At 73.4% G+C, this 23,309-nt stretch carries 20 protein-coding genes and 2 pseudogenes; 14 read left to right on the plus strand and 8 right to left on the minus strand.

Going from position 1 to position 23,309, the window contains the following annotated elements; all coding sequences use genetic code 11:
* Positions 1–51: 51 nt before the first annotated feature.
* Entirely contained in the window at positions 52–681 is a 630-nt protein-coding gene (locus ACFYWQ_RS15305; protein ID WP_389516542.1) for a MarR family winged helix-turn-helix transcriptional regulator, read from the minus strand.
* Complete coding sequence (locus tag ACFYWQ_RS15310; protein ID WP_389516544.1) at positions 678–2,384, minus strand: FUSC family protein; 1,707 nt, start codon at positions 2,382–2,384, stop codon at positions 678–680. Before ACFYWQ_RS15310 ends, ACFYWQ_RS15305 begins: the two co-directional genes overlap by 4 nt.
* A 166-nt stretch (positions 2,385–2,550) precedes the next feature.
* Here ACFYWQ_RS15310 and ACFYWQ_RS15315 point away from each other — a divergent pair, with 166 nt between their 5' ends.
* The 5 genes from ACFYWQ_RS15315 (at position 2,551) to ACFYWQ_RS15335 (ending at position 6,598) form a co-directional block, all read left to right on the plus strand.
* A complete protein-coding gene (locus ACFYWQ_RS15315) occupies positions 2,551–3,108 on the plus strand; it encodes a DUF5134 domain-containing protein (RefSeq protein ID WP_389516546.1) in 558 nt (185 codons plus the stop codon).
* A gap of 161 nt (positions 3,109–3,269) precedes the next feature.
* Positions 3,270–4,205 (plus strand): M56 family metallopeptidase, encoded by a 936-nt coding sequence (locus ACFYWQ_RS15320; protein WP_389516548.1) that lies wholly within the window; start codon positions 3,270–3,272, stop codon positions 4,203–4,205.
* 68 nt (positions 4,206–4,273) lie between these two features.
* Entirely contained in the window at positions 4,274–4,945 is a 672-nt protein-coding gene (locus ACFYWQ_RS15325; RefSeq protein WP_389516550.1) for a phosphatase PAP2 family protein, read from the plus strand.
* 93 nt (positions 4,946–5,038) lie between these two features.
* Positions 5,039–5,731, plus strand: a complete 693-nt coding sequence (locus ACFYWQ_RS15330; RefSeq protein WP_389516552.1) for an HAD family hydrolase — start codon at positions 5,039–5,041, stop codon at positions 5,729–5,731.
* A gap of 192 nt (positions 5,732–5,923) precedes the next feature.
* Entirely contained in the window at positions 5,924–6,598 is a 675-nt protein-coding gene (locus tag ACFYWQ_RS15335; RefSeq protein ID WP_389516554.1) for a TetR/AcrR family transcriptional regulator, read from the plus strand.
* Here ACFYWQ_RS15335 and ACFYWQ_RS15340 read toward each other — a convergent pair.
* Complete coding sequence (locus tag ACFYWQ_RS15340) at positions 6,586–8,088, minus strand: LVIVD repeat-containing protein (RefSeq protein WP_389516556.1); 1,503 nt, start codon at positions 8,086–8,088, stop codon at positions 6,586–6,588. The two genes, ACFYWQ_RS15335 and ACFYWQ_RS15340, sit on opposite strands and share 13 nt — an antisense overlap.
* Positions 8,089–8,289: 201 nt before the next feature.
* Between ACFYWQ_RS15340 and ACFYWQ_RS15345 the strand changes: the two genes are divergently transcribed.
* The 5 genes and pseudogenes from ACFYWQ_RS15345 to ACFYWQ_RS15365 form a co-directional block, all read left to right on the plus strand.
* Positions 8,290–8,997 carry a DUF305 domain-containing protein gene (locus ACFYWQ_RS15345; RefSeq protein ID WP_389516558.1) on the plus strand — a complete coding sequence of 236 codons (708 nt, stop codon included), beginning with the start codon at positions 8,290–8,292 and terminating at the stop codon, positions 8,995–8,997.
* A 389-nt stretch (positions 8,998–9,386) separates the two neighbouring features.
* Positions 9,387–10,757 (plus strand): FAD-dependent oxidoreductase, encoded by a 1,371-nt coding sequence (locus ACFYWQ_RS15350; RefSeq protein ID WP_389516560.1) that lies wholly within the window; start codon positions 9,387–9,389, stop codon positions 10,755–10,757.
* A 93-nt stretch (positions 10,758–10,850) separates the two neighbouring features.
* A complete protein-coding gene (locus ACFYWQ_RS15355; protein ID WP_389516563.1) occupies positions 10,851–12,227 on the plus strand; it encodes a nucleobase:cation symporter-2 family protein in 1,377 nt (458 codons plus the stop codon).
* 320 nt (positions 12,228–12,547) lie between these two features.
* The gene (locus tag ACFYWQ_RS15360) at positions 12,548–13,633 is read left to right on the plus strand and encodes a WD40/YVTN/BNR-like repeat-containing protein (protein ID WP_389516564.1); all 1,086 of its coding nucleotides are present in this window, start codon (positions 12,548–12,550) and stop codon (positions 13,631–13,633) included.
* A 148-nt stretch (positions 13,634–13,781) separates the two neighbouring features.
* Positions 13,782–14,237 (plus strand): annotated as a pseudogene (locus tag ACFYWQ_RS15365) (carbohydrate ABC transporter permease); the annotation flags it as partial.
* A gap of 4 nt (positions 14,238–14,241) precedes the next feature.
* Here ACFYWQ_RS15365 and ACFYWQ_RS15370 read toward each other — a convergent pair.
* The 3 genes from ACFYWQ_RS15370 to ACFYWQ_RS15380 all read right to left on the minus strand — a co-directional run bounded on the left by ACFYWQ_RS15370 (position 14,242) and on the right by ACFYWQ_RS15380 (position 17,922).
* Entirely contained in the window at positions 14,242–14,727 is a 486-nt protein-coding gene (locus ACFYWQ_RS15370; protein WP_389516566.1) for a nuclear transport factor 2 family protein, read from the minus strand.
* A gap of 255 nt (positions 14,728–14,982) precedes the next feature.
* Positions 14,983–16,296 carry an NtaA/DmoA family FMN-dependent monooxygenase gene (locus ACFYWQ_RS15375; RefSeq protein ID WP_389516568.1) on the minus strand — a complete coding sequence of 438 codons (1,314 nt, stop codon included), beginning with the start codon at positions 16,294–16,296 and terminating at the stop codon, positions 14,983–14,985.
* 534 nt (positions 16,297–16,830) lie between these two features.
* The gene (locus ACFYWQ_RS15380) at positions 16,831–17,922 is read right to left on the minus strand and encodes an LLM class flavin-dependent oxidoreductase (RefSeq protein ID WP_389516570.1); all 1,092 of its coding nucleotides are present in this window, start codon (positions 17,920–17,922) and stop codon (positions 16,831–16,833) included.
* Between ACFYWQ_RS15380 and ACFYWQ_RS15385 the strand changes: the two genes are divergently transcribed.
* Positions 17,905–18,234 carry a hypothetical protein gene (locus tag ACFYWQ_RS15385; RefSeq protein ID WP_389516572.1) on the plus strand — a complete coding sequence of 110 codons (330 nt, stop codon included), beginning with the start codon at positions 17,905–17,907 and terminating at the stop codon, positions 18,232–18,234. The two genes, ACFYWQ_RS15380 and ACFYWQ_RS15385, sit on opposite strands and share 18 nt — an antisense overlap.
* Before the next feature lie 442 nt (positions 18,235–18,676).
* On the opposite strand, the gene ACFYWQ_RS15390 is transcribed toward ACFYWQ_RS15385, so the two are convergent.
* The gene (locus ACFYWQ_RS15390) at positions 18,677–19,354 is read right to left on the minus strand and encodes a uracil-DNA glycosylase (protein ID WP_389516574.1); all 678 of its coding nucleotides are present in this window, start codon (positions 19,352–19,354) and stop codon (positions 18,677–18,679) included.
* Between the two features lie 255 nt (positions 19,355–19,609).
* Between ACFYWQ_RS15390 and ACFYWQ_RS15395 the strand changes: the two are divergent.
* The 3 genes and pseudogenes from ACFYWQ_RS15395 to ACFYWQ_RS15405 all read left to right on the plus strand — a co-directional run.
* A pseudogene (locus ACFYWQ_RS15395) lies at positions 19,610–19,789 on the plus strand (uracil-DNA glycosylase); the annotation flags it as partial.
* The gene (locus ACFYWQ_RS15400; protein ID WP_389516577.1) at positions 19,774–20,778 is read left to right on the plus strand and encodes an N-acetylglucosamine kinase; all 1,005 of its coding nucleotides are present in this window, start codon (positions 19,774–19,776) and stop codon (positions 20,776–20,778) included. The pseudogene ACFYWQ_RS15395 and the gene ACFYWQ_RS15400, both read left to right, overlap by 16 nt.
* Positions 20,779–20,936: 158 nt before the next feature.
* The gene (locus ACFYWQ_RS15405) at positions 20,937–21,860 is read left to right on the plus strand and encodes a sirohydrochlorin chelatase (protein WP_389516579.1); all 924 of its coding nucleotides are present in this window, start codon (positions 20,937–20,939) and stop codon (positions 21,858–21,860) included.
* Positions 21,861–22,108: 248 nt separating this feature from the next.
* Here ACFYWQ_RS15405 and ACFYWQ_RS15410 read toward each other — a convergent pair whose 3' ends face one another.
* A complete protein-coding gene (locus tag ACFYWQ_RS15410; protein WP_389516581.1) occupies positions 22,109–23,149 on the minus strand; it encodes a lactonase family protein in 1,041 nt (346 codons plus the stop codon).
* Positions 23,150–23,309: the final 160 nt, after the last annotated feature.

The following is a 23,309-nucleotide window of genomic DNA, read 5'->3' on the forward strand; positions in this document are numbered from 1 at the left end:
CCAAGCGCCGGGAGGCCCCGTCAAGGCGTCGGCCGGTCGGCCCGCGGGCGGTCAGACCCGCAGCGCCTGCATGTGTCCTTCCAGGCGGCTCAGCAGGTCCCCGAGCAGTCCCGCCAGCTCGCCCTGCCGGTCGGCGTCGAGGGCGGACAGGACGGCGGTCTCGTAGGCGAGCTGCTCCGGCATGATGCCGTCGACCAGGTCCCGGCCGGCGTCGGTGAGGCGCACGTGGGCGACGCGGCGGTCGCGGGTGTCGCCCCGGCGCTCCACGAGGCCGCGTTCGGTCAGCTGTTTGAGGCGCTTGGTGACGGCCGCGCCCGACGAGAAGGTCTCGCGGGCCAGGTCGCCCGGCGTCAGCTCGTGACCGGTGCGGCGCAGCGCGCCGAGCAGGTCGAACTCGGGACGGCTCAGACCCGCCCGGCGCAGGGGGGCGTCCTCGGCCTGCTGGAGCAGGGCCGCGCAGCGGTTGACGCGCCCGATGATCTCCATGGGGGCGGTGTCGAGGTCCGGGCGGACGGACCGCCACTGCCGTACGACCGCGGCGACGGTGTCGCCGCCGGCCGGTTCCCCGGTTCCCCCGTGGCGGGCGGCGGCGGACCGTTCCCGTGCCGGGCCGTCCTCGCCGGCAGGCCGTCCCCGTGCTGCGCCGTCCCCGTCGGCAGGCCGTCCCTGCGTCGCCGTCATGGCCGTACGCCCTCCGCTCTCGTGCTGGTGTCCCGGGCCGGGAGGAGTCCCTGGCGCCGTACCGTAGCGGCGAGCGTACGGTGTCCGGACTGTTCGGCCGCGACGACCCTCTCCTGGGGCAGCGCCCGCTGCCACCATTCGCCGGACGCCGCGTCGGCGGTGGCGCGCAGGTCGACCAGGGCAGCGGCCAGAGCACGGCGGGCGGACTCCAGGGCGCCGGGGGCGGGACTCGGCTCGGCGAGCAGGCGGGCGGCCCGTTCGCGGGCGCGTTCGGCGGCCGTCAGGGCGTGTCCGAGGCGGTCGCCGGCGCGGCGGTTGGTGACGACGACCGCGGCGGCGAAGCCGACCAGGGCGCCGACGACGGTGTCCACGACCCGCTCGGTGATCAGCGTGCTCGCGTCCTGGTAGTGGGCGAACTCGGTGATGAGCAGGGCCATCGGGGTCACGCAGACGCTGCCGAGCCAGTAGTTGCGGCCGATCAGCGCCTCCGCGCCGAAGTTGAGCGCGACGCAGACCAGGACCAGGGCGGCCTGGTGGAGATGGGCGAGCGGGACGAGCACGGCGAAGGCGAGGACCCCGACGAGGTTGCCGACGACGCGCTGGACGCCGCGGCTCCAGGTGAGGGTGAGGTTCGCCTGGTAGAGGGAGGCGGCGGTGACCAGGGCCCAGTAGGGGCGGCCGATGCCGAGGGCGAGGGAGGCGTATCCGGCGAGGGCGCAGCCGAGGGCGGTGCGCAGGGCGAGCGGGGTGAGCGACCACAGGCGGCTCCACAGCGGGGGCCGTCCGGCGGCCCGCTCGACGTCGACGCCGAGCAGTTCGTCGTCCTCCCCGAGACCGCCGGTCCCGGGGCTGCCGGGGCCGTTGCGCCCGGGGCGGCCGGCGGGGGACACGAGGTCGTCGGGGCACGGGACGCGGCCGGTGCCGCGCAGTGCGCGGGCCCAGGTGCGCAGGCGCTCCGGGTCGGTGTCGGCGGGGGCCGCGAGGGCCACCTCGGCGCCGATCACGAGCCTTTCGAGGGCGCGGTTCGTCTCCCCCTCGCGGGCCGACAGCAGGGTCTGCCAGGCGGCCTGGACGGCGGCCGCCGCGACGCCGCGGGCCCGGGTGTGTCCGTCGCCGGTGCCGCGGGTGGCGGCGTACGCGGCGGCCGCGTCGAGGGCCTGGGCGGTGGCCCGGCGCTCGGGGCCGTGCGGGCGCAGCAGCCCGGGGGCCATGCCGACGAGCCAGGACCAGGCGCCCGCGGCGAGGGCCAGCCCCAGGTGGCCGGGGATCTGTCCCAGGGTCTGGGGGGCGAACAGCGACGCGGAGGTGATGAAGGTGAGCACGACGTTGCCCGGCGGGCCGAGGCGGGTGACGTCGCAGAGCACCTTCTGCGCGGCGGCGAGCAGGGCGCCGACGGTGACGAGGACGACGGCGTCCGTGGTGAGCGCGGCGCCGAGCAGGGCGACGGCCAGTCCGCCGGTCATGCCCAGCACGACCCAGGCGAGGACACGGGCGCGGACGGCGTACGGGCGGTTGTGGGCGTACAGCGCGCACAGGGATCCGGCCATCGTGTACATCGCCAGGTCGAGGCGGCCGAGCGCCAGCAGGATCAGGTTCGGCGGTGCGACCGCGGCGACCACGCTGAGCGCGGGCTTGAACCAGATGTCGGAGGGCCGGCCGAGGCGCAGTACACCGGCGAGCGGGAGTCGGGTCGCACTTCTCATGGGCACTAATTTAGCATGTGTTTTACTCGTAAAACATCAGAGGTGACGGCCGTCACCCGGCGGCGTGCTCCGCCGAACGCTCCCCGCGTACCCCCTTGCGCTCGCGTGCGCACCGCGTGTCCTGGGCATCGCATCCCTCGACCGACCGTCGACCGGGGAGGTGCGCGTGCACGGACCGGCTTCGCCCGGCTGGCTGCTGGTCGCGCTGTGTGCGGCGACCGGCGCCTACTGCCTGCTGCGGATGCGCAGCAGGGACGACGAGCAGCGCCGGGCCGCGGGCGGCGAGGCGCTCATGGGCTTCGGCATGGCGGTGATGGCGGTGCCCGCGGCGGCGTTCACCCCGCCGGAGTGGGCGTGGGGGGCGTACACGGTGGTCTTCGGCGCGGCCGCGCTGCACGCCCTGTGGGCGGCCCGCGGCGGCGTCCACCATCTGCACCACCTGGTGGGCGCCTCGGCCATGGTCTACATGGCGGTCGTGATGGCCGCCGCCCCCGCGGCCTCCCCCGGCGCCGACGGGCACGTCCACGGCGGCGCCGGGAGCCCGCTGCTGACGGGCGTGCTGCTGCTGTACTTCGCCGGGTACGTCCTCGTCTCCGGGGTGCGGCTGCTGCCCGCCGGGGCGGCGGCGGGAGGGGCCGTCGCCTGGAGCGACCGGCCCGAACTGGCGCGGGCCTGCCGGCTGTCGATGGGGATCGGGATGCTCGCCATGCTGCTGACCATGTGAGGATCCGGCCCGTCCGGCGGACTCCCGGAGCGGGTCTCCCCGGCCCGACGAACCGTGCCGCCTCCGGGCCGGGTCGGGCCGGGGTCGGGCGGTGGTGGCCTGCGTCACTTGCCGTGACAAGCCGTACCCCTGAGCGGTGCGCCGCTCATAGGGTGCTGCCCATGATGGTCCCCGCGGTCCTGCTGCTGCTCGGCGCGCTGACCGCTGTCGTCGCCCCCCGGCCGCTCGCCCGGGCCGACTGGCCGGACCGGGAACCGGTCGTCGCGCTGTGGATGTGGCAGTGCGTGGTGGCGGCGGTGCTGCTGTGCTGCGCGCTGTCGATGACGCTGAGCGCGGCGGCGGCGTGGCAGGCGGTGCGCGGGCACGTCTTCGCGCCGGCCCCCCGCGCGGTCGTCGAGGCGTACGCCCTCGGCCCGTCGGACCCCTGGGCGGCGGCGACCGCTGTGGCCCTGGCGAGCGCCGGGCTGTGGAGCGGGGCGATGCTGGCGCGGGAAGTCGCGCGGGCAGGCTCCCGGCGTCGGCGCCGACGGGCCGAACTGCACGCGCGGGCACCGCTGTTGCCGGGCGAGGAGCCCGCGGCCGGGCGGCTCGTGGTCCTGGAGGGCGAACGGCCCGACGCCTGGTGGCTGCCGGGCGGGGCACCCCGGCTGGTGGTCACCACCGCCGCGCTGCGCCGCCTGAAGGGCCGTCAGCTCGACGCGGTCCTCGCGCACGAGCAGGGACACGCCCGGGCCCGGCACGACTGGCTGCTGCACTGCTCGTCCGCGCTGGCCAACGGGTTTCCGCAGGTGCCGGTGTTCGCCGCGTTCCGGGACGAGATGCACCGGCTGGTCGAACTCGCCGCCGACGACACGGCCTCCCGGCGCTTCGGCCGGCTGACGACCGCGCTGGCGCTGGTGGAACTCAACGAGGACCGGGGCGTGTTCGGCCCCTCCCCCGCTCCGCGGGCGCACGTGCCGCAGCGCGTGCACAGGCTGCTCACGCCCCCGGACCGGCTCACCGCGGCCCGTCGGCTGCGGCTGACGGCGGCGGCCTCGCTGGTCCCCGTGATCCCGGTGCTGGTGACGCTGGTGCCGGCGCTGCGGGCGCTGGGCTGACCCGGCGCGGGGTCGCGGGCCGCCTTGCGGGTTGGCTTCGAACGCCGCTGTTCGGCAAGGATCACCTCATGCACGACCCGTCCGCCGACTCCCCGCCCGCCCCGTCGCCCTTCCGCACCGCCGTCCGCGCCGGCCTCGCCCTGGGGCTGTGCTCCCTGCTGCTCCTGGTCCCGGTGTGGGCCGAGTGGCACCCCCTGCTCTCCGCCGACCGCGACATCTCGCGCACGACACACCGCTGGGCCGTCACCGAGCACGGCCTCACCCGGGTCTGCCGCATCCTCAGCGACTGGGTCTGGGACCCGGTGACGATGCGGCTGCTGTGCGCGGCGGTCGCGGCCTGGCTGGTGTGGCGGCGCTCGGCGTGGTGGACGGCGGTGTGGCTGGTCACGGTGTCGGCCGTGGGCACCGTCCTCCAGCAGGGCCTCAAGGCCGCGGTCGGCCGCGAACGCCCCCGCTGGCCCGACCCGGTCGACTCCGCCCACTACGCGGCCTTCCCCTCCGGACACGCCCTCACGGCCACGGTCGTCCTCGGCCTCCTGCTGTGGCTCCTGTACCGCCACGGCGTCCGCCCCGCCGTGTGGCGTACGGCGGTGGCGGTGGCCGTCGTCTCGGTGGCGGGCGTGGGCCTGACCCGCGTGTGGCTCGGGGTCCACTGGCCCTCGGACGTCCTCGGCGGCTGGCTCCTCGGCATGACGCTGGTGGCACTGGCGATCGCGGCCCACCTGCGCTGGCGGCCGTGAGCCCCTACCGGGCCGGCGGTCCCTGCGTGTTCCGCGACGCCGGGCTCCCCCGTTGGGGAAGCGTCGACGCGGGGCGTCCGTAGGATCCGTGCCATGACCTCCGCCGTGCTGTTCGACTTCTCCGGGACCCTCTTCCGCATCGAGTCCGCGGAGTCGTGGCTGCGGGCCGTGCTCGACGCGACGGGCGCCGAACTCACCGGGACGCACCTGGCCGCCGCGGCGCGGGCGCTGGAGGCGGCCGGTGCGCTGCCGGGTGGCGCGCCGCCCGGCCGGGTGCCCGAGGAACTGGCCGGGCTGTGGCGGGTGCGGGACACGAGCGCCGAGGCGCACCGGGCCGCGTACACCGGGCTCTCCCGTCAGGTCCCGCTGCCCGATCCGGCGCTCCACGACGCGCTGTACGACCGGCACATGACGCCGGCCGCCTGGGCGCCGTACCCCGACGCCCCGCCCGTACTGGGCGCGTTGCGCGAGCGCGGGATCCGGGTGGGCGTGGTGAGCAACATCGGCTGGGACCTCAGGCCGGTGTTCCGCGAGCACGGCCTCGATCCGTTCGTCGACGCGTACGTGCTGTCGTACGAGCACGGCGTGCAGAAGCCGCACCCGCGGCTGTTCGCGACGGCGTGCGAGGCGCTCGGTACCGATCCGCGGACGACGCTGATGGTGGGCGACGACCGGCGCGCGGACGGCGGGGCGGCGGCGCTCGGCTGCGCGGTGCACTTCGTGGACCACCTGCCGGCGGCGGAACGGCCGGACGGGCTGCGGCCGGTGCTGGATCTGGTCGGCTGAGACCGCGCGGGCCCACGCCCGCCGCGGGCCCGGGGCCGGTGCCCGCGGGCCCCTCGGCGGGGAGCCCGCCGACTCTGGACGATCCCCCGTGTCGCCCAGAGCAGACGGCCGCCCGGCCCGGCTCACGCACGGAACCGGCGCGGATGCGCTGAGTATAGTTGGCTGTCGGCCAGTCAACGCAGGAGTTACAGCATGTCCCCGCGCAGCGCCTCGGTCAATGAAGAATTGCGGCGGCGTTCCCGGGAGCGGCTGCTGCACGCCGCCGTCGAGTTGGTGAGCGAGCGCGGGTACGAGGCGACGACGCTAGGCGACATAGCGGACCGGGCGGGCTCGGCGCGCGGACTGGTGTCGTACTACTTCCCCGGCAAGCGCCGGCTGGTGCAGTCGGCGGTGCACCGGCTGATGCACCGCACGCTGGAGGAGGCGCTGGAGCGGGAGCCGCGCACGGAGGACGGCCGGGAGCGCATGGCGCGGGCCATCGACGCCGTCCTGGGCCTGGCGCGGGACCGGACGGTGCTGATGCGCCAGCACATGGCGGGGCTGCTCCAGGCGGAGGGTTTCGTCCCGTGCACGGATCAGCGGCGGCTCGCGGAGCTGCTGCGGGACACCGTGGCACGGCACGGATCGCGGGACGTCGACGCCGACTACCCCGTGCTGCGCGCCCTGCTGATGGGCTCCGTCTACGCGATGGTGCTGCCCGCCGCGGGGACACCGCTCGCCCGGGTGCGGGCCGAGCTGTTCACCCGCTACCGGCTCGACTGGAAGCAGGGGTTCCCGCCGGACGCCGAGGCGCCCGGCGGGAACGGTGACGGCGACCTGTCCCGCTTCTTCGCGACGGGACGACCCGCCGGCGATCAGCCGAAGTAGTCCGGCTGCGTCTGCACGTTGAGCTCGGGCAGGCGGACCCGCTGGGCCGGATCCGTGCGCCGGTCGTCGATCCGCAGCACGTCGAGGCCCTTGGCGATGTCGTTCGAGTAGATGTAGCCGTTGTAGTAGTACGCCGACCAGGAGCCGGCGGTGGTCAGCTGCTCGGTGTTCACCGGGCCGCGCTCGAAGTAGGCGATCTCCTTCGGGTGGGCGGAGTCGGTGAAGTCCCAGACGGAGATGCCGCCCTGGTACCAGGCCTGGACCATGAGGTCCTTGCCCTTGACCGGGATCAGTGAGCCGTTGTGCGCCACGCAGACCTCGGTGGCCGCCTGGGGCCGGTCGATCTTGAAGTAGCTGCGGAAGACGAGCTTGCGGTGGTCGCCCTTGCCGACGATGTCGTAGATGCCGTCGGCGCCCTTCTCCGGGCCGATCTCCGGGGTGCAGGTGGCCGCGCCGCCGCCGCCCAGTTCGTCGGTGAAGACGACCTTGTCCGCCGTCTGGTTGAAGGTCGCCGAGTGCCAGAACGCGAAGTTCACGTTGTCCTGGACCTGGTCGATGACCTTCGGGTTCTCCGGGTCCTCGATGGAGAACAGGATGCCGTCGCCCATGCAGGCGCCGGCCGCGAGGTCCTTCTCCGGGAGCACCGTGATGTCGTGGCAGCCGGTCGTCTTGGAGACGCCCGGGTTGGTGGGCCCGCCCGGGTTGCCGCCGCCGTCCGGTCCCTCACCGGGGAAGAGGACGGGGAAGTTCACGACCGCGGCCTGCTCCGGCGCCTTGCGCGGCACCTTGATGATCGAGATGCCGTCGTGCGGGGGCTGGCAGTCGGGGTAGGCGGCGTTGGGCGAGTACGAGGAGACGTACACGTAGACGTTCTTGCGCTCGGGCACCAGGGTGTGGGTGTGCGAGCCGCAGGCGGTCTCGACGGCGGCGACGTACCGCGGGTTCCGCTTGTCGCTGATGTCGAAGATCTTCATGCCCTCCCAGGAGGACTTCTCGGTCGCGGGCTGCGTGGTGCTGTTGCAACTGCTGTCGCTGCGCGAGGAGTCGGTGGACAGGAAGAGCAGGTTCCCGGAGACGGAGATGTCGTTCTGCGAGCCCGGGCAGAGCACCTGGGCGACGGTCTTCGGGGACTTCGGGTCACTGATGTCGAAGACGCGGAAGCCGTCGAAGTTGCCGGCGAAGGCGTACCTGCCCTGGAAGGCGATGTCCGAGTTGAGGCTGCTGAGCGCGTCCTTGGGCACGTTGGCGAGGTGCTCGATGTTGGCGGAGTGGACGATCTCGTCCTGTCCCGGCACCTCTCCCTCGGCTATCGCCTCGGCCACCTCGGCCCGCACGTCCTGGGACACCTTGGGCTCCGCGGCCGGGCCGTCCCCCGGGTCGGGGGTCGCGGCCGCCGGGACCGCCGTGAGCAGTGCGGCCAGGATGCCGGCACAGGCCACGACGGCCGCCGGCCGTCTGCGCCGCCTTCGGGGATCGTTCAACAGGGTCACTGCTTCCTCCCTTGCTGCCGTTCACGGGGAACGGTTCACGGTCCTCCGAAGTATCGTCTTCATCATGCACATATCAAGAGTTGGAAACACACTCGTCACGAAGGTCCGTGGCCGGCCGGGACAGGAATCGTGCTAGGACGGTCACGCATGCCCCTGTCCGGTCCCGACAGGGTGTCAGACCCGCCACGACTGGAGGTCGTTGTGCTCTTCCGCCGCGCGTCCCTCACCCGTGCCTCGCTGCCGGCGCTCGTCCTCGCGGGCTGTCTCGTCCTCGCGGGCTGCGACTCCGGGACGGACAGCACGCCCGAAGGGGCGGGCGGCCCCTCGGTGATCGTGCCGGGGAAGCCGGGCGAGGAGAACCGCACACTGTCCGCCGAGGACGCCGCGGAGCAGCGCGCCGAGGACGACACCCCGAACTCGGCGGACGTCTCCTTCGCCCGCATGATGATCGAGCACCACGGCCAGGCCCTGGAGATGACCGCTCTCGCACCGAAGCAGGCGAACTCGGCGCAGGTCAAGGCCCTGGCCTCGCGCATCTCCGCCACCCAGGGGCCGGAGATCGAGGCCCTGCGGAGCTGGCTGTCGGTCCACGGCGAGGACGACGGGAGCACGGCCGACGGCGCGAGCGCGGGAAGCACCGCCGGGAGCGGAAGCACGGCGGACGGCGGGCACGATCACGCCGCGATGCCCGGGATGGCCACGGAGGCGCAGATGGGGAAGCTGCGGGCGGCCCGCGGCAAGACCTTCGACGAGCTCTTCCTCACCCTGATGATCACCCATCACGAGGGCGCGCTCACCATGGCCGCGGACGTCAAGGCGCAGGGGAACAACATCCGCGTCGAGGAGATGGCGGACGACGTGGTGGCGGAACAGACGACGGAGATCACGCGGATGAGGGCGATGCTGTGACCCGCCGGCCGTGCCTCGTCGGCCCGGCCGGGCCGACGGGGGACGGGACCGGCCGGGCCACGGGGACGGGACCGGCCGGTCCCGCACGCCCTCGCCGAAGAAGCGAGCCGCCCTGTGGCCCGCGCCCCCGTGCCCCCGTGCCGCCTGCCGCCTGCCGCTTGCCGCCTGCCACCTGCCGCCTGCCGCCTGCCGCCTGCCGCCTGCCGCCTGCCGCCTGCCGCGCGGAAACGACCCGCCCAGCCCGCACGCAGCGTGACCGCGTGATCGCTCCCCTTGCGGAACGGCACGCACGCGTCCCCGGCGTCCGGCACCTGTCAGCGCGGCGGCAGCGGTGCCATGCTGGAAGCGTCAGCGCTCTCCTGCGCCTGCCGGGGGTAAGGAGTTCGGCCGTGCTCCGTGTCGCCGTCGTCGGCTCCGGGCCGAGTGGGGTCTACACCGCCCAGAGCCTGGTCCAGCAGGACCCCGAGGTGCTCGTGGACGTCCTGGACCGGCTGCCGTGCCCGTACGGGCTGGTGCGGTACGGCGTCGCCCCGGACCACGAGAAGATCAAGTCGCTCCAGCAGAACCTGCGCACGGTGCTGGAGCACGAGCGGGTGCGCTTCCTCGGCGGGGTGCGGGTCGGGGCGGGCGGGGTGCCCGTCGAGCGGCTGCGGGAGGTGTACCACGCGGTCGTGTACTGCGTCGGCGCCGCGGCGGACCGGCGGCTGGGGATCCCCGGGGAGGACCTGGCCGGCAGCTGGTCGGCGACCGACTTCGTGGCCTGGTACAGCGCCCACCCGGACGCCGTCGTCGACGGCTGCCTGCCGGGGGCCCGCTCGGCCGTGGTGATCGGCGTGGGGAACGTCGCGGTGGACGTCACGCGGATCCTGGCCCGGGGCGCGGCGGAGCTGACCCCCACCGACATGCCTCAGGCGGCGCTGACGGCCCTGGCCGCGAGCGAGGTGACCGAGATCCACATGGTCGGGCGGCGCGGTCCCTCGCAGGCGCGGTTCACCACCAAGGAGTTGCGGGAGCTGGGCGGTCTGCCGGACACCGACGTGGTGGTCGACGAGGCGGAGCTGGCGCTGGACCCCGCGTACCGCGACCCGTCCGCCCTGCCGGCGGCGCAGCGCCGCAACATCGAGGTGCTGCGCGGCTGGGCGGCCGCGCCGCCACGGGGCCTGCGGCGCCGGATCCGCCTGCGCTTCTTCCTGCGGCCCGTCGAACTCCTCGCGGCCGGCGGCCGGGTGGGCGCGGTGCGCTGCGAACGGACCGCTCCCGACGGGCTCGGCGGGGTGACGGGAACCGGCGTGCACGAGGACGTCGACGCTCAGTTGGTGCTGCGGTCGGTGGGCTACCGCGGAGTGCCGCTGGAGGGGCTGCCGTTCGACGCGGAGCGGGGTACGGTGCCGCATCTCGCCGGACGGGTGCTGCGCGACGGCGCCGTGGCGCCGGGCGAGTACGTGGCCGGCTGGATCAAGCGGGGCCCGACGGGTGTCATCGGCACCAACCGGCCGTGCGCGAAGGAGACGGTGACGTCCCTGGTGGAGGACGCCCCCGCCCTGCTGCGGCGGGAACTCGGGGAGCCGCTCGCCCTGTTGCGGGCCGCCGGGGCGGAGCCGGTCGAGTGGGCGGGATGGCTGGCCATCGAGCGCGCCGAGGCGGAGCTGGGGGCCTCCTTGGGGCGGGGCGTGGTGAAGTTGCCGGACTGGGCGGCCCTGCGGGCGGCGGCGGGCGCGGCCGGGTCCGGTGGGCAGGACACACACCGGCAACACCCGTGAAATCAACAAACTGTTTAAGGCTCGTACGGTCTCGTGCTGTCCGGATGTCGCCACCCCCTCAAGCCCGCCCTCCCTCGCCGCCTTGGAGTGCCCATGTCCACGACCCCACCCGTCCACCCCGTCGACGAAGTGCCCCCCGCACGGCAGTTGGCCGCCTTCGGCCTCCAGCACGTGCTCGCGATGTACGCCGGCGCGGTGGCCGTACCGCTGATCGTGGGCGGGGCGATGAAGCTGTCGCCCGCCGACCTGGCGTACCTGATCACGGCGGACCTGCTGATCTGCGGCATCGCCACGCTCATCCAGTGCGTGGGGTTCTGGCGCTTCGGCGTACGGCTGCCGATCATGCAGGGCTGTACGTTCGCGGCCGTGTCGCCGATGGTGCTGATCGGGACGACGGGCGGCGGACTGCCCGCGATCTACGGCTCGGTGATCGTCGCGGGACTCGCGATCGTGCTGCTGGCACCGGTGTTCGGCCGGCTCCTCCGGTTCTTCCCGCCGCTCGTCACCGGCACGGTGATCCTGGTCATCGGCATCTCGCTGCTGCCGGTCGCGGGCAACTGGGTGGCGGGCGGCGCCGGTTCGGAGGACTTCGGGGAGCCGAGGAACATCGCGCTCGCCGCGTTCGTGCTGGCGGTGGTGCTCGGGGTGCAGCGGTTCGCGCCCGCCTTCCTCAGCCGGGTGGCGGTGCTGATCGGCATAGCGGTGGGCCTCGCGGTCGCCGTCCCCTTCGGCTTCACGGACTTCGGCGGGGTCTCGGACGCCGACTGGGTCGGGATCAGCACGCCGTTCCACTTCGGGGCGCCCGTCTTCGAGGCGTCGGCGATCATCTCGATGCTGGTGGTGGCCCTGGTGACGATGACCGAGACCACGGGTGACCTGATCGCGGTCGGCGAGATGACGGGCCGCAAGGTGGAGCCGCGCTCCCTCGCGGACGGCCTGCGCGCCGACGGCCTGTCGACCGTCCTCGGCGGTGTCTTCAACACCTTCCCGTACACGGCGTACGCGCAGAACGTGGGTCTGGTCGGCATGACCCGGGTGCGCAGCCGCTGGGTGGTCGCCGCGGCCGGCGGCATCCTCGTCCTGCTCGGTCTGCTGCCGAAGCTGGGCGCGGTGGTCGCGGCGATCCCGGCGCCCGTCCTGGGCGGCGCGGGCCTGGTCATGTTCGGCACGGTCACGGCGAGCGGGCTGCGCACCCTGGCCGAGGTCGACTTCAGGGGCAACCACAACCTGACGGTGGTGGCCGTGTCGGTGGCGATGGGCGTGCTGCCGGTCGGCGTCCCGACGCTCTACGAGAAGTTCCCCGACTGGTTCCAGACGGTGATGAACAGCGGGATCAGCGCGGGTTGTGTGACCGCGATCGTACTGAACCTGCTCTTCAACCACCTGCCCGGCGAGAGCAGCCCGGCGGCCGCCGAGGCGGACGCGTCGCCGGATACGCGGGCGGAACGGGCACTGACGGACGGGCACTGACACCGCCCGCACCACCTGTATCACCTTGCCGCCGCCCACACTGGCCGCACCACCGGCACCATCCGCACCGCAAGCACCACCCGCACCACCGCACCCAAGCCGCACCCAAGCCGTGCCTCGCCCAGGCCGTGCCCCTCGAAGCGGAGTCTCCTCTCCAGAACGGCGCCACGTGCTCTCCCGGCGGGCGTCGTCCCGGGGCCGCCACCGCCGGTGTGACCTGCGGCGACGCCGCTTCCGGAGGTGACTGTCAGTGGTGGGGTGCAGACTGGCCGGTGGCTGGGACAGCGCCGTCCCGTCGGAGCACAGCGGAGGTGACCGGCATGACCGAGGTACTGCTCGCCGTGGGCACGCGCAAGGGCCTGTTCATCGGGCGCAGGCGCGCGGGCACATGGGAGTTCGACGCATCCCCCTGTTTCAACGCGCAGGCGATCTACTCGGTGGCCATCGACACGCGCGGTGACCGGCCGCGGCTCCTGGCCGGTGGTGACAGCGCCCACTGGGGGCCGTCGGTGTTCCACTCCGACGACCTCGGCCGGACCTGGACCGAACCGGCGCGACCGGCCGTGAAGTTCCCGCCGGACACCGAGGCCTCGCTGGAGCGGGTGTGGCAGCTGCACCCGGCGGCCGCCGAGCCGGACGTGGTGTACGCAGGCACGGAACCGGCCGCGCTGTACCGCTCCGAGGACCGCGGGGAGAGCTTCGAGCTGGTCCGCCCCCTGTGGGAGCACCCGACGCGCTCCCGGTGGGTGCCGGGCGGCGGCGGTGAGGGGCTGCACACGGTACTCACCGACCGGCGCGACCCGAAGGCGGTGACGGTGGCCGTGTCGGCGGCCGGCGTGTTCCGCACCACCGACGGCGGCGTGAGCTGGACAGCGTCCAACTCCGGTGTCTCCGCGGTGTTCCTGCCGGACCCGGACCCCGAGTTCGGGCAGTGCGTGCACAAGGTCGCGCGGGACGCCGTCACCGCCGACCGCCTGTACCTGCAGAACCACTGGGGCGTGTACCGCAGCGACGACGCGGGCGCGCACTGGACCGACATCGGCGAGGGACTGCCCTCCACCTTCGGATTCGCCGCCGCCGCACACCCCCGCCGGGGCGACACGGCGTACGTCTTCCCGATCAACGCCGACGCGGACCGGGTGCCCGCCGGCCACCGCTGCCGGGTCTTCCGTACGGCGGACGCGGGCAGGAGCTGGGAGCCGCTGTCGGCGGGACTGCCGCAGGAGGACCACTACGGCACCGTGCTGCGCGACGCGCTCTGCACGGACGACGCGGACCCGGCGGGCGTCTACTTCGGCAATCGCAACGGCGAGGTGTACGCGTCGGCCGACGACGGGGACAGCTGGCGGCAGTTGGCCTCCCACCTGCCCGACGTGCTGTGCGTGCGCGCCGCGGTGGTCGGGTGAACCCGGCCGGCGCCGTGAGCCGGCCGCCCGGCCTTGGCCACCGGTCGATCGCCGCCCCGCGTACGGCAGGAGGCCCTCCTCAGCACGGAACGAGGTGTCGGCCTCCGCCCGCGCACGCAGCCCGCGCCGACCGAAGGACCCTGAGCCGGTCCCGAGCTTCGTGCTTGTGTCGTCGCTGGGCTGGATCTCGACCTACCGGGGGCTGATCGTCCCGATGCTTTTCCCGGCCTTCGCCTGCTTAGTCTTCCGGCAGTACTTCCTGGGATTCCCCAAGGAGTTGGAGGACGCGGCGCAGGTAGACGGGCTGGGTTACTGGCGGACGTACTGGCTGATCGTCGTGCCGAACGCGCGGCCCGTCTTCGCCGCCGTCGGGACGATCGTGTTCATCGGCGCGTGGAACTCCTTCCTGTGGCCGCTGGTGATCGGGCAGGACCGTAACGCCTGGACGGTGCGGGTGGCGCTGTCCTCCTTCACCACGTCCCAGGTCGTCAGGCTCCACGAGCTGTTTGTCGCGGCGGCCGTGTCGATCCTGCCGTTGCTGGTCGTGTTCCTGTGCTTCCAGCGGTGGATCGTGGCGGGCGTGGAACGGTCCGGGATCGACTGAGGAGCTACAACGGTCCCTGGCCGGCCGCGACAAGTCCCGCGACGGGCTCCACATGGCGGCGGCTGATCAGCCAGCGGCCGTCCTCCTGCTCGAAGTCGTCCTCGACGAGCCCCACGACGGTCCAGTCCGCGGGCCGGTGCCGCCCGTCCGCCGTGCGGGTGGCGCTCCAGTGCCACACCGTGGCGTAGGCCTGTAGGTGGGGCCGCCCGTCGGTCCATTCGATCAGGGTCTGCCCCACGACGTGCGCGACCGTGGGCTCGTGCCGGCCGGTCCGGCCCGCGGACATGAAGGCGGCGAACTCGCCGCGCCCGTGGAAGCGCTGGGTGGGCCCGGGCATCACGTCGTACTCGATCAGCGCGTCTTTCGTGAAGCACTCCACGAGCTGCTCGTACCGGCCCGTGTCCACCAGCCGGAAGAACCTGTAGAAGGTCCGGTAGATCTCCCGCTCGGCCTTGATGGTCGCCAGAAGATCGTCGTTCGGGGAGGCCATGCCGTTCCTTTCCGGACCTTTCCAGGTCCACCGGTCTCGCTGTCGACAGGGAAGGAGAAGGTCCACTCAGCGGCGTCCGGCCGGGTGCGGCCCGCCGTGTCCGTGGCGCGGGCCGGCAAGTGCGTCGGACCGGGTGTGCCAGGCGTGCCAGGCGCCCACGGGACGGACCGGCCCAGGTGCCGGGACGCGGCCGGTCGGCCCGAGACCCGGCCGGTCCCGGACGCCGTCGGCGGTCGGGCCGACTCTCGGTCCGGGTCAGCCCCGGGCAGGTGCGGCGTCGTGGGCCGGCAGTTCGAGTCCGAGGTTCTCGCGGAGCGTGGGGCCGGTGTAGTCGGCGGCGACGATCTTCCGTTTGCGCAGCTCGTGCAGGAGACCGTTGACGACGAAGTCGTGCTGGCGCGGGTCGGCGAGACCGCCCAGCAGGATGACGTCCAGGACGCCTGCGCGGAAGCGCTCCTCGACGGCGTCGGCGAGTTGCTCGGGTGTTCCCGCGGCGGCCCAGTGTCCGGTGTCCTGCGCCGCGATGATGAGCTCCCGCAGCGTGTAGCCCTGTCGCGCGTAGCCGGTGAAGATGTCGACCCGGCCACGGCGGCCGTTCACCGACGCCACGTCGGGCAGCAGGCTCTCCGGCAGCGTCGCGTCGAGCGGAAGTTCCGACAGGTCGACTCCGCCGCCGAGCATGTCGGCCAGCTGGGCACGGCCGCGTTCGAAGTCGATCGACTCCCGCTTCTCGCGTACGAGCCGCTTCGCTTCCTCCTCGGTGGCGCCGTACGTGGCGTGGAACGAGCTGAGGATCAGCGGCAGCCCGTCGGCCCGTCCCAGGCTCCAGGCCTGGTCGCGGATCTTCCGGGTGAAGTCCAGCGCGTGGTCAAGGGTGGGCAGCGACGTGAACACGATCTCCGCGTAGCGGGCGCCCAGCGCCATCCCCGCCGCGGACTGCCCGGCCTGTATCTGCACCGGGCGCCGCTGCGGCAGCGGCGGGATGTTCAGCGGACCGGTCACGGTGAAGAACCGGCCGGAGTGGTGGATCGGGTGCACCCGGTCGCGCCGCAGCACCGCCTTCCCGTCCGCACCGACCGTCAGCGCGCCGGGTTCCCAGCTGTCCCACAGCGCGTTGACCACGTCCAGTGTCTCTGCGGCGCGCGCGTAGCGCTCCTCCGGGCTGGGCAGCTCGCCGGCACCGAAGTTCTCCTCACCGACCGAGGAGGTCACCAGGTTCCAGGCGGCCCGCCCGTTGCTGACGTGATCGAGGGTGCCGAAGAGTCGAGCCAGGTTGAACGGGTGCTGGAAGGTGCTCGACACCGTCGCGATCAGACCGATCCGCGAGGTCACCTGGCTCAGCGCCGAGACGAAGACCAGCGGCTCCTGCGAGCCGATCGCGCCCTGGGCGTCGAACCTGAGCAGATCGGCGGTGAACAGCGCGTCGAACCGTGCCGCCTCGGCGAGCTTCGCCACCCGCACGGCGGTGTCCAGAGTGGAGCGGATCGGGTCGATCGCCAGGTCGTACGTCTCCGACGTCCCACCGGCTCCGGTCACGGTCTTCAGCGTTCTGGGCTGCTGTGCGCTCACTACTCGTCCGTTCTCATCGATGTCGGTGGCATTCGGGGTACGGCTTTTTCTGGTGGGGCAGCTTTCTCCGGTGGGGCAGCTTTCTCCGGTGGGGCGGTTTTCTCCGGTGGCGCGGCTTCTTGGGGGAGGAAGCCTGTTCAGGGATGAGCGGACACCCGTGCACGCGCGATCAAGCCCGGCCGGGCATCACGGGCGCACACGGGGCTGCGGTCAGGAGACCGGGGCGTACGGTCAGCGACAGAGCGCGGCGTGGGTCCGGCACAGGTCGACGTGCCGGCGCTTCGTCCAGACCGGCGGCACAGCCGCGACCGGTCCGACGTGCGATGCCCTCACCATGACTCCCATCGGACCTGGCTCAAGTACCCGGCAGTGCGCGGATCACGGCTGTGGCGGCCGCGGCGGCGACCAGCCGGATCGCTCGGCATGACGATTGATCAACGGCCATGATGTGCCGCCGGACCACGGGACCGCAAGGCCGCCTGCCGCAAGGCCGAGGGCGGACCCGACGGCCGCCACGGACGCCGTGCTGCGCGGTCAGCGCAGCCGGGGCAGCAGTTGGTCACCGATGCGGCTGATCTCCTGCTGGTAGGGGGTGTCGGAGAGGACGAAGTGGGTGATGCCGAGCTTGCGGTAGTCGTCCAGCGCCGTGGCGACGTCGGTGGCGGAGCCGACCAGCCAGGTGGTCCCCGCTCCCCCGCCGCCGAACCTGCCGGGCGTGGTGTACAGGCAGGTGTCGAGCACCTCGCCGCGCGCGGCGAGGTCGAAGAGCCGCCGCTGTCCGACGGCGGTCCTGCGGTCCCCCGCCCAGGTCAGCTCCTTCCCTCCGTCCGCCGCCATCCTCGCGACCCTCTCCTCGGCCGCGCGCCACGCCTCCTCCGTGGTGTCGCGCACCAGCGTGGTGATCCGCAGCCCGAACTCGAGCGGCTGGTGCCTGCGGCCCACCTGCTCGCTCAACGCCTGGAGCCGGTCGATCCGTTCGGCGAGTCCGTCGAGCGGTTCGCCCCAGAAGAGCTGGACGTCGGCCTCCGCCGCCGACACCCGCTCGGCAGCCTCGGACGCACCGCCGAAGTAGAGCGTCGGATGCGCTTTCGTGCCGGTCACGTACGGGCGTGGGGCCACGGTGGACCTGCCGACCTGGAAGTGCTCGCCGTCGAACGTCACGTCCTCCTCGGTCCACAGGCGTCGTACGAGATGGAGGAACTCCTGGGTGCGGGCGTAACGTTGCGCGGGATCGCTGTGGGTGTCCCCGTACGCGGCGAGGTTGTCCAGTCCGCTGACGATGTTGACCAGGACCCGGCCGCGGCTGAGCTGGTCGAGTGTCGCCGCCGCACTGGCGAAGTGAGCCGGCTGCCAGTAGCCGGGGCGAATCGCGATCAGGGGCTTTAAGGTGGTGGTCCGGGCGGCCAGCGCCGTGGCGACGGTGAAGGTGTCCGGGCGTCCCCATCCCGTTCCCAGGAGTGCCCCACCCCAGCCGTGTTCCTCGGCGGCGCGGGCGAGGCCGGTGGAGTACTCGACGGAGCCCCAGCCGGTCGTCGTGTCGTCACCGCGGTGTCCCGGCTCGACGGTGTTGGGGATGTACCAGAAGAAGTCCGTCAGGAGAACCGATAGATGCCCGATCCGACCCACGCGGCCAGGAGCCTCAGCCAGGCGATCGACGGCACCGACAGTCAGCAGGTCAACGAAGCGGCCCGTGAGTACGTCGAGAAGCTCACGTTCGCGACGGCCGACGAGATCCTCGCCATGCTCCGGGACGTCCTTGCCGAGGACTGGATGGCCCTGCCGCCCTGGGCCCGGAATCTCGCCTACCGCCTGGCTTGCCTGCAACGTCCTGACGACCCGCAGCTGCTCCAGGAGGCGGCCGCGGACCTGCTGTGCTTCGGACCCGACTGGGACGCGTTCGCCGAGGACCTCAAGAGACGCGCGGCAGAACTGGAGTAGGGCCTGGACCGACCAGTTCCAAAAACTCTCACTCACCCCAGCTCGGGCACCCGGACGGGCTGTAGAACCCGGCATCTCGCTGCCGAACAGCCCCACACCCCCGACCCGACGACGATGACGGCATCCAGCTCCGCCTGGGTCCCGACACCCGCGGGTACCGCTAGCTCCAGGAGGGAGTGGGCGCCTCGGCAAACGGTCGACGTGACCGCCCCGTGAACGGACGCCTACCGCGTCACATCGGGCCGACCGGACCTCGAAGAGATACCCGAGGCACTGAAGGAGATCCTGGACGAGCTCTGTCCGAGGAACCTGCGGAACGGCCGGACGCCGCCGCAGCAGCCAGTCTGCGCACGGCTGCCGGCCGTCCTCTCCACAAGGCCGTTACGCCCCTCGTCACCAGGACCTCGACCGTCGACAGGACAGCACTCAACGGCGCCGCGTTCTAAGGCAGTTGCCAGTTCACCGGCTGGGCACCCTGCCGCAGCAGCAGGTCGTTGGCGCGGCTGAACGGGCGTGAACCGAAGAAACCCCGGTCCGCCGACATCGGAGAAGGATGAGCCGACTCGATCGCCGGAAGATCCCCCAGCAGCGGGCGCAGATTGCGGGCGTCGCGGCCCCACAGGACGGACACCAGCGGCTTGCCGCGCGCGGCCAGTGCCCGGATCGCCTGCTCGGTGACGTCCTCCCAGCCCTTCCCGCGGTGCGCGCCCGGCTTGCGCGGGGCCGTGGTGAGCGCCCTGTTGAGCAACAGCACGCCCTGCTGCGTCCACGGCGTCAGATCGCCGTTCGACGGCCTGGGCAGCCCGAGGTCGGAGTGCATCTCCCGGAAGATGTTCTCCAGGCTTCCCGGCAACGAACGCACCTCGGGCGAGACCGCGAAACTCAACCCGATGGCCATGCCCGGTGTGGGGTAAGGATCCTGGCCGACGATCAGGACGCGCACGTCGTCGAAGGGCTGCTGAAAGGCCCGCAGGACGTTCGCTCCGGACGGAAGGTAGGTCCGGCCGGCCGCTATCTCGGCCCGGAGGAAGTCCCCCATCGCAGCGATACGTTCGGCCGCAGGTTCAAGAGCCTTCGCCCAGCCTGCTTCAACAAGTTCATGCAAGGGTCGTGGTGCCACAGCGCGCCACCCTACTGGCACACACCGGGCTCCCGCACAAACGCAGACCCCCGGCACGCGCGGACGCGGCACACGGCGCTACTCTTCCTCCTCGTCGAGGTCACCGAGCCGGTCGAGCAGATCGCCCAGCCGGTCGCCGGGAGGGAGGGGAGCCTGTTGCATCCAGTGATCAAGCCACTCCGCCATGGTCGCCACGGCCTGTCAGCCTCTCGCCGCCGGTACCCCTACCTCGGAGCCCTCGCGCACGCGGTGGGGTGGGGCCGCGACGCCCGCAATCTGCGACGCCTTCTGCTCGGCGATCTTCCCGCGGTGGAGTCGGCACACCCGTCACCCATGTCCGAGGACCAGGACTTCCTCGGCTCGCGCCCCTTCTGCCGCGCCCACGACCTGTTGATCCGTCAGGGCGGTCGACCCGTGCAATGGCGCCTGCCGTGACCGACGCCGTCGGCCCGCGGCCGTCCCCCGGCGTCCTCGCCGTGGACTCGGGCGGCTCCGGGCTGCGGGTCGCCCTCGGCACCCCCGGACGCGGCGCGCCGGCGCGCCGCTCCTCCCGGGTACCGGTGCGCACCGGCCCGCGGGGCATCGACCCGGCACATCTGATGGAGCAGTTGACGCCCATGGTCCGGGCCCTGACGGCGGAGACCGGCGGCGACCGTCCCGTCGCCGCGGCCGTCGGCGCCGCCGGGTTCGGCACCCTGGGCGAGGCACTGCGCGCCGAACTCCCGGCCGCGCTCGCCCGGGAGTTCGGCGTGCGCGGCATCGCCCTCGCCTCCGACGCCGTCACCGCCTACGCCGGTGCCCTCGGGTGCCGGCCCGGGGCCGTGGTCGCGGCCGGCACCGGCCTGATCGCCCTCGGCACGGACCTGACGGCGTGGCACCGGGCCGACGGCTGGGGCCATCTGCTGGGCGACTGCGGCGGCGGCGCCTGGATCGGGCGGGCCGGGCTGGAGGCCGCCCTGCGCGCCCACGACGGCCGGCCCGGCGGCTCCGTGCCGCTTCTCAGCCGTGCCGAGGAGCGGTTCGGACCGATGCCCGGCCTGCCCGGCGTGCTCTACCCGCGCTCCGACCGGCCGGCCGTCCTCGCCTCCTTCGCGCCGCAGGTCGCCGCGTGCGCACCGGGCGACCCGGTCGCGGCCGGCATCCTGCGGGCGGCCGCCCGGCACATGGCCGACGCGGCCGCCGCCGTCTGCCCGACCGGCGGGGAGCCCCGAGTGGCCCTGACCGGCGGCCTGTTCCGGCTGGGCGACGCCCTGCTCGCCCCCGTGGAGGAGGAACTGGCACGGCGGCTGCCGCACGCGCGGCGGACAACGGCCGCCGGCGATCCGCTGGACGGCGCGATGCGGATCGCCACCGACCTGGCGGCGGGCGCGCTCACCCTGCCGGACGACGAGACCGTGCTGTACGTGGTGAACCGCACACCATGACACGAAAGGGGGATTGCCCCCTCCGCGGACAAGTCGTCCGGAAAACACGCTGATCACTTCTGATCCGTACGTAACTCATCAGACAAAAGCGGACGGATACCGCTCACCTGCACCCTCCCCGAACAGGGGAGCCCAGGAAGCCAGTAACATGCGGCGCCATGAGCTCCCCCACTGGGCCCGCGTCCGGCCTGCCTGTACGAATGCCGCGCCCCCGCCAGCCCGGGCGGCACCGCCGACCCGAGCCCCTGGCGGCTCCCGAGGGCGCGCCCGCGCTCGTCCTCGCCGTGCCGGGCACGCCGAGCGCCGCCACCCGCGGCCTCGCCGAGGAGATCGTGAGCATCGCCCGCTCGGAGCTTCCCGGCCTCGACGCGCGCATCGGGTACCTCGACGGGGACGACAGCGACTTCCCCAGCCTCCAGTCCGTGCTGGCGTACGCCGGTGAGGAGCGCACCGCCCGCTACGAGCAGGCCGTCGCCGCCGGGCTGGACGTCAAGGAGCCGGACGGCCCCGTCGCAGTCGTCGTGCCGCTGCTGGCCGGGCCGGACAGCGCACTGCTGCGCCAGGTCCGCCAGGCCGTCATGGACAGCCGGGTCGCCGCCGACCTGACCGACGCCCTCGGCCCGCACCCCCTCCTCGCCGAGGCGCTGCACGTGCGCCTGTCCGAGGCGGGCCTGGCCCGCGCGGACCGCGCCCGCCTGTTCACGGTGGCCACCGCCGCGGACGGCATCATCCTGGCCTCCGTGGGCGGCGACGAGGCCGTGCAGGCCGCCGGCATCACGGGCATGCTGCTCGCCGCGCGCCTCGCCGTGCCGGTGATGGCCGCGGCCCTCGACCAGGAGGGCTCGATCGCCTCCGTCGCCGAGCAGCTGCGCACGTCCGGCTCGCAGCAGCTGGCCCTGGCGCCGTACCTGATCGGCCCGGAGATCGACGCCTCGCTCATCGAGGAGGCGGCCAAGGAAGCGAGCTGCCCCGCCGCCGAGGCCCTCGGCCCGTACCCGGCCATCGGCAAGCTCGCCCTGGCCAAGTACACGACGGCCCTGGGCATCGCCCCCCAGCAGCCGCAGGGGACGCCGGTCCGCTGACCGCCCCGGCAGCCCGTGCGCCGCACGCACGGGCCCACGGCACGGCGCGGCACATCGCGGTTCGTCGTGGCGCGTCACGGTTCGTCTCAGAACCTGCATGCAGAACGTCGCATCGTTGCAGAACGTCGCAGGGCGCCGAAAGGGCCCGCTCCGGGTGAGGAGCGGGCCCTTCGTCGTGCGGGGCGGCCGGTGATCCGCCGCGTCCGACGTCCCCGGTGCGCCCGGTCGGGCGGGTGAGCGGGCGCAGGTCAGCCGAGCACCACGCAGGAGGCCGCCGCCACGTCGATCGAGCCGGCCCGGCGGGGCAGACCCGTGGCCGGGTCGAGGGCGAACCAGGTGACGTCGCCGGAGCGCTCGTTGGCGACGTAGAGGAAGCCCGCGGAGACGGCGAGCGCGCGCGGCCAGTGGCCCCCGCACGGCACGGTGCCGACCAGGCGCAGCGCCTCCCCCTCGCCCTCCACGGCGAACACGGACAGCACGTCCTCGCCACGGGTGGCCGTCCACACGAACCGGCCGTCGGGCGAGACGGCGATGCCCGAGGGGTAGGCGTCCCCGGCGGGCGCGTCGGGCAGCACGGGAAGCTCCACCAGCGGCTTCAGCGAACCGTCCGGGGCGTCCCAGCGGCAGGTTGTGACGCTCGGCGTGAGTTCGTTGACGACGTACGCGTACGAGCCGCCCGGGTGGAAGGCCAGGTGACGCGGGCCGGAGCCGGGGCGCAGGGCGACCTCCCGGTGCAGCAGGGGGCTGCCGTCGCGCAGGTCGCACACCCGTACCGAGTCCGTCCCGAGGTCCACGCTGACCGCCCAGCGCCCCGTCGGGTCCGGCTGGACCTGGTGGGCGTGCGGTCCCTGCTGGCGCTTCGTGTGCGGCCCGGAACCGCTGTGCCGCAGGACACCGGAGGCGGCCCGCGCCAGGGTGCCGTCCGCCCGGACCGGCACCGCGGTGACGCTGCCGGACCCGTAGTTGGCGGTCAGGACGTGGCCGTCGAAGACGCTGAGGTGCGTGGGGCCGCTGCCGTCGACCGGCACGGGTGCTCCCGCCTGCTCGGGGACGTCCCCGGTCACGCCGTACGCCACCACCGCGCCCTCTGCGGTCTCGCTCACCGCGTACAGCGTGCCGCCGGTCGGCGACAGGGCCAGGTACGAGGGGTCGGGGATGCCGTTCGCCCTGCTCAGGACGGTCAGCGCACCGCTGTCCTGATCCACGGCCGCCACCACGATCCCCGGCCCGCCGGCCGCGGTGAACGAACCGATGAACGCCCGCCCGGGCCGTCTGCCGACCTCCGCCACCGCTGTCCCCTCTCGTGTCACCGCCGTCCCGGGGTGACGGTAGCAGCCGACCTCGCGCGGTCTAGACCAAACGAGAGGCTCGGGACGGGTGTTTCCGCAGGCCCGCGACCGGGGGCTCGATACGGGGCACGTCGAGGGCACCGGTGGTCCGGGCGTGGCG

Origin of the sequence: Streptomyces sp. NPDC003247 (genome assembly GCF_042888135.1) — a bacterium.
GTDB lineage: Bacteria > Actinomycetota > Actinomycetes > Streptomycetales > Streptomycetaceae > Streptomyces.

What these genes read in the sequence shown, in the direction of transcription:
- ACFYWQ_RS15305 (WP_389516542.1), bottom strand. Translation starts at nt 681, where the DNA reads ATGACGGCGACGCAGGGACGGCCTGCCGACGGGGACGGCGCAGCACGG.
- ACFYWQ_RS15310 (WP_389516544.1), bottom strand. Translation starts at nt 2,384, where the DNA reads ATGAGAAGTGCGACCCGACTCCCGCTCGCCGGTGTACTGCGCCTCGGC.
- ACFYWQ_RS15320 (WP_389516548.1), top strand. Translation starts at nt 3,270, where the DNA reads ATGATGGTCCCCGCGGTCCTGCTGCTGCTCGGCGCGCTGACCGCTGTC.
- ACFYWQ_RS15325 (WP_389516550.1), top strand. Translation starts at nt 4,274, where the DNA reads ATGCACGACCCGTCCGCCGACTCCCCGCCCGCCCCGTCGCCCTTCCGC.
- ACFYWQ_RS15330 (WP_389516552.1), top strand. Translation starts at nt 5,039, where the DNA reads ATGACCTCCGCCGTGCTGTTCGACTTCTCCGGGACCCTCTTCCGCATC.
- ACFYWQ_RS15335 (WP_389516554.1), top strand. Translation starts at nt 5,924, where the DNA reads ATGTCCCCGCGCAGCGCCTCGGTCAATGAAGAATTGCGGCGGCGTTCC.
- ACFYWQ_RS15355 (WP_389516563.1), top strand. Translation starts at nt 10,851, where the DNA reads ATGTCCACGACCCCACCCGTCCACCCCGTCGACGAAGTGCCCCCCGCA.
- ACFYWQ_RS15360 (WP_389516564.1), top strand. Translation starts at nt 12,548, where the DNA reads ATGACCGAGGTACTGCTCGCCGTGGGCACGCGCAAGGGCCTGTTCATC.
- ACFYWQ_RS15370 (WP_389516566.1), bottom strand. Translation starts at nt 14,727, where the DNA reads ATGGCCTCCCCGAACGACGATCTTCTGGCGACCATCAAGGCCGAGCGG.
- ACFYWQ_RS15385 (WP_389516572.1), top strand. Translation starts at nt 17,905, where the DNA reads ATGCCCGATCCGACCCACGCGGCCAGGAGCCTCAGCCAGGCGATCGAC.
- ACFYWQ_RS15400 (WP_389516577.1), top strand. Translation starts at nt 19,774, where the DNA reads ATGGCGCCTGCCGTGACCGACGCCGTCGGCCCGCGGCCGTCCCCCGGC.
- ACFYWQ_RS15405 (WP_389516579.1), top strand. Translation starts at nt 20,937, where the DNA reads ATGAGCTCCCCCACTGGGCCCGCGTCCGGCCTGCCTGTACGAATGCCG.